Raw genomic sequence first — 4,271 nt, 5'->3', positions numbered from 1 at the left:
ATATTAATCCAGCCTTGAGGCAGAGCATTAAGTCCCCCAAATAACAGCGCCAGAGACCGATCGGCTAAATACCACAACCCCGACTCCAGCCCTCCCAGACCGGTTAAATGTACGAGCATGCCGGCTAGTATCAGCGGTACGGAAATAAACGTGACCAGCGGTACGGCAAATATATTAGCCACCAATGAAGTCAGACTTATGCCGTGAAACATCGAAATTTGCACAGGCAAAAGCAGAATCGTGATACCCAGTTGCAGATGAGCGAGCGCCAGCAGTATGCGTCCAATGCGAGAGAGCGACCAGGCAGGTAAAGGTACCCACTGATACCAGAATATCAGCGCCGCGACGGCAAAAGCAGACAACCACAGACTTTGTGACAGAATAGCGAGAGGATCCACCACCACGATGGCTGCCAGACAACAGACCCAGACCGACCATCCGCTCCACTGCCTGCCGCTTAGCTTCAGCGCCCCCCAGACCATCAGCGCGACAATCGTGCGCAATGCAGGAGGCTGAAGCCCCGTTAACCATGCATAAAATGTCGCGCAGATAATCCCGCCAATCAATGGAACCTGCCAGCAAATCCATCTGGTTGGCATAAAAAATTGTCCACCGCGAATCAGTCCTCCCGCCAAAAGTGCGGCAAACGCAATATGCAGCCCGGAGATAGCCATCAAATGCGCCGTGCCGGTATCACGCATAATGGCTTTTACCTCTTGTGACACGGACAAGCGCTCTCCCATTCCCAGCCCCAGTATGACCTGCTGCCAGGGATAGTCGGCGAGTGCCATTTTCAGCGAGGCAAGATATCGCGAACGTAAACTACAGTGTGGCGCGATGACCGAAGCCTGTAAGAACCGTCCCGTCAGCGGCTGATGCTGTGCTAACGCATAACGTTGACTGTCAAATCCTCCCTCATTTAATTGACCGTGTACGGCGCGAACTTTTAGCGTCATCGCCCATGTCTGGCCCGCGCAAACGTCGCCGGGCAGGTACTGCCCATACAGCACAATTCCTTGCGCAGGAAAGATTCGCCGCCCCTGCATGTGCGTGATCTGACCATAGTGCGTGGTCATATTGTCGGTTCCGGTTATGCGCACAATTGCCTGCTGGTTTTTAGCAGGAAGCATATTACCCGCCCAAAGTGCATCTTTCGCCGCCATTATTCCCCAAAGAAAAAACAGCAGGGTCAACCCGGCGAAACGCATATGTTTGTGGGGAAAAAGGCAGAGCAGACATGCCAGACAAAATACAACGCTGATGCTCAGCATCTCAGGTAGCGCGGGTAATAGCATCAGAGGAAGAATGCCGCACAATGCACACGTACTCACCGTTGTTATTTTCATCAATACCTCCCTGTTGCGGGGAGTGTGTAGTAATACTCAACGGTTGTCTGGCGACAATTTACTGTTATACGGCACGCGTTCCGCTGATCTTTGGCGGCGGATGTAACATGCGAATTAATTGGGATGGGGATTCCAGTATGGGCCTGCAGAAATGAAAAAAGCACCCATGCAGGTGCTTTCCTCGGCGTTAAGTCTCGCTAAAAACTTAACCGTAAATATTGGCGCGATCGCGCAGTTCTTTACCTGGTTTAAAGTGCGGAACGTATTTCCCTTCCAGATCCACTTTATCGCCGGTCTTCGGATTACGTCCGGTGCGAGGTGCGCGGTAATGCAAAGAGAAGCTGCCGAAACCGCGGATTTCAATACGCTCGCCCTGCGCAAGAGTCGAGGCCATATGTTCCAGCATCTCTTTTACTGCATCTTCAACCGCTTTCGCGGGAATATGAGGTTGCTGGGTTGCAAGTCTTTCAATCAATTCTGACTTGGTCATGATTCCTCCGGTTCCTTAAAGGCATAATTAGCTGCTGCATTGATTAAGGGCGGCCGTAGCCGCCCTTTGTCATTGATTACAGGACGAATCCTGTAATCTGTCAAGCTACTCGTCACCCTTTGTGCTGTTAACGGCACAAAGGATTTAGAGAACTTGATATTACTCGCCTTTAGCTGCTTTGAAAGCTTCAGCCATTGCGTTGTTAGAGAAGTTTGCATCTTCCTGTTTGTTAACAGTTGCGATTGCATCTTTCTCATCAGCTTCGTCTTTAGCACGAACAGACAGGCTGATTGCACGGTTCTTACGATCAACGCCGGTGAATTTAGCTTCAACGTCGTCGCCTACGCTCAGAACCAGAGTTGCATCTTCAACGCGGTCACGGGAAGCTTCAGAAGCGCGCAGGTAACCTTCAACGCCGTCAGCCAGTTCTACGGTTGCGCCTTTAGCGTCAACTGCAGTGACTTTACCGTTTACGATTGCGCCTTTCTTGTTCAGTGCAACCCAGTTGTTGAACGGATCTTCTGCGAGCTGTTTAACGCCCAGAGAGATACGCTCACGCTCTGCGTCAACCTGCAGAACAACTGCTGCGATTTCGTCGCCTTTTTTGTATTCACGAACTGCTTCTTCGCCTGCAACGTTCCAGGAGATGTCAGACAGGTGAACCAGGCCGTCGATGCCGCCGTCCAGGCCGATGAAGATACCGAAGTCAGTGATAGACTTGATTTTACCTTCAACACGGTCGCCCTTGTTGTGGGTTTCCGCGAACTGCTGCCATGGGTTGTTTTTGCACTGCTTCAGACCCAGGGAGATACGACGACGTTCTTCGTCGATATCCAGAACCATAACTTCCACTACATCGCCAACGTTAACAACTTTGGACGGGTGGATGTTTTTGTTGGTCCAATCCATTTCGGAAACGTGAACCAGGCCTTCAACGCCTTCTTCGATTTCAACGAAGCAGCCGTAGTCGGTCAGGTTGGTCACGCGACCAGTCAGTTTGGTACCTTCCGGATAACGCTTAGCGATAGCTACCCATGGATCTTCGCCCAGCTGTTTCAGGCCCAGAGATACACGAGTACGCTCGCGGTCGAACTTCAGCACTTTAACAGTGATTTCGTCGCCAACGTTTACGATTTCGCTCGGATGCTTAACGCGTTTCCATGCCATGTCGGTGATGTGCAGCAGGCCGTCAACGCCACCCAGATCAACGAATGCACCGTAGTCAGTGAGGTTCTTAACGATACCTTTAACTTCCATGCCTTCCTGCAGGTTTTCCAGCAGCTGATCGCGTTCTGCGCTGTTTTCGGATTCGATAACGGCACGACGGGAAACAACAACGTTGTTACGCTTCTGATCCAGCTTGATGACTTTGAACTCAAGCTCTTTGCCTTCCAGGTGCAGCGTGTCGCGGACCGGACGAACGTCTACCAGGGAACCCGGCAGGAACGCGCGAATACCATTCAGCTCAACAGTGAAGCCACCCTTGACTTTGCCATTGATAACACCAGTAACGGTTGCAGCTTCTTCGTAAGCTTTTTCCAGCGTGATCCAAGCTTCGTGACGTTTAGCTTTCTCACGGGACAGCAGGGTTTCACCGAAGCCGTCTTCTACTGCATCCAGAGCAACGTCAACTTCGTCACCAACCTGGATTTCCAGCTCGCCCTGGGCGTTTTTGAACTGCTCTGCCGGAATGGCGGACTCAGATTTCAGACCAGCGTCAACCAGTACTACGTCTTTGTCGATAGCAACAACAACACCACGAACGATGGAACCCGGACGGGTTTCGATTTCTTTTAAGGATTCTTCAAACAGTTGAGCAAAAGATTCAGTCATGTTTAATCTTCAGGTTTCATATTTAACGTCCACCTGGCTCCATGCCGGATGGGGTTGTTTAACATACCCGCTGTCAGTCCATTGCAACGGGGGTACTGCAAATTCGGTCGCACTTAAGCGAGTGCCAGTTTTTGGCGCGCATATTGTAACGCTTTTTCAATCACTTGCTCAATGCTTAATCGGGTTGAATCCAAAACTAAAGCATCAGCAGCGGGAACCAGCGGCGCTACAGCACGGTTACGATCGCGGTAATCGCGTTCCTCGATCTCGGCCAAAAGGCGTTCAAAGTTAACACTAAAGCCCTTCTCCTGCAACTGTAGCATACGTCTATGCGCACGTTCGTGCGAGGAGGCGTCCAGAAAAATTTTCACCGGCGCATCCGGGAACACGACGGTTCCCATATCGCGTCCGTCGGCAATCAGGCCAGGCGCTTCGCGAAACGCGCGTTGACGACGTAAAAGCGCTTCGCGCACGCGGGGAAAAGCAGCCACCTGGGATGCGGCATTTGCCACTTCCTGAGTGCGGATTTCGCCACTAACATCTTCACCTTCCAGAATGACTTCCAGGTTGCCGTCCGTTGAGATAAAACGCACATCCAGGTG

Annotated in this window: 4 protein-coding genes; all 4 read right to left on the bottom strand. The window is 51.5% G+C overall.

Going from position 1 to position 4,271, the window contains the following annotated elements:
* Positions 1–1,346, bottom strand: a 1,346-nt coding sequence (locus KQJ18_RS22160; RefSeq protein ID WP_216422749.1) for a DNA internalization-related competence protein ComEC/Rec2, incomplete at its 3' end; no start/stop codon positions are given.
* Positions 1,347–1,551: 205 nt separating this feature from the next.
* A complete protein-coding gene (ihfB, locus tag KQJ18_RS22155; protein WP_003035780.1) occupies positions 1,552–1,836 on the bottom strand; it encodes an integration host factor subunit beta in 285 nt (94 codons plus the stop codon).
* Positions 1,837–1,995: 159 nt separating this feature from the next.
* The gene (rpsA, locus tag KQJ18_RS22150; protein ID WP_003035776.1) at positions 1,996–3,669 is read right to left on the bottom strand and encodes a 30S ribosomal protein S1; all 1,674 of its coding nucleotides are present in this window, start codon (positions 3,667–3,669) and stop codon (positions 1,996–1,998) included.
* A gap of 113 nt (positions 3,670–3,782) precedes the next feature.
* Positions 3,783–4,271 (bottom strand): (d)CMP kinase (cmk, locus tag KQJ18_RS22145; protein ID WP_216422748.1); only part of this gene is annotated, 489 nt, incomplete at its 5' end.

Origin of the sequence: Citrobacter sp. S55_ASV_140 (assembly GCF_018919505.1) — a bacterium.
Lineage (GTDB): Bacteria > Pseudomonadota > Gammaproteobacteria > Enterobacterales > Enterobacteriaceae > Citrobacter > Citrobacter werkmanii.
Note: the sequence above shows the minus strand (reverse complement) of the source record. Positions and strands in the feature narration are given on the sequence as shown.

Excerpts from the sequence above, each read along its gene's own strand:
- ihfB (WP_003035780.1), bottom strand. The coding sequence starts at position 1,836 with ATGACCAAGTCAGAATTGATTGAAAGACTTGCAACCCAGCAACCTCAT.
- rpsA (WP_003035776.1), bottom strand. The coding sequence starts at position 3,669 with ATGACTGAATCTTTTGCTCAACTGTTTGAAGAATCCTTAAAAGAAATC.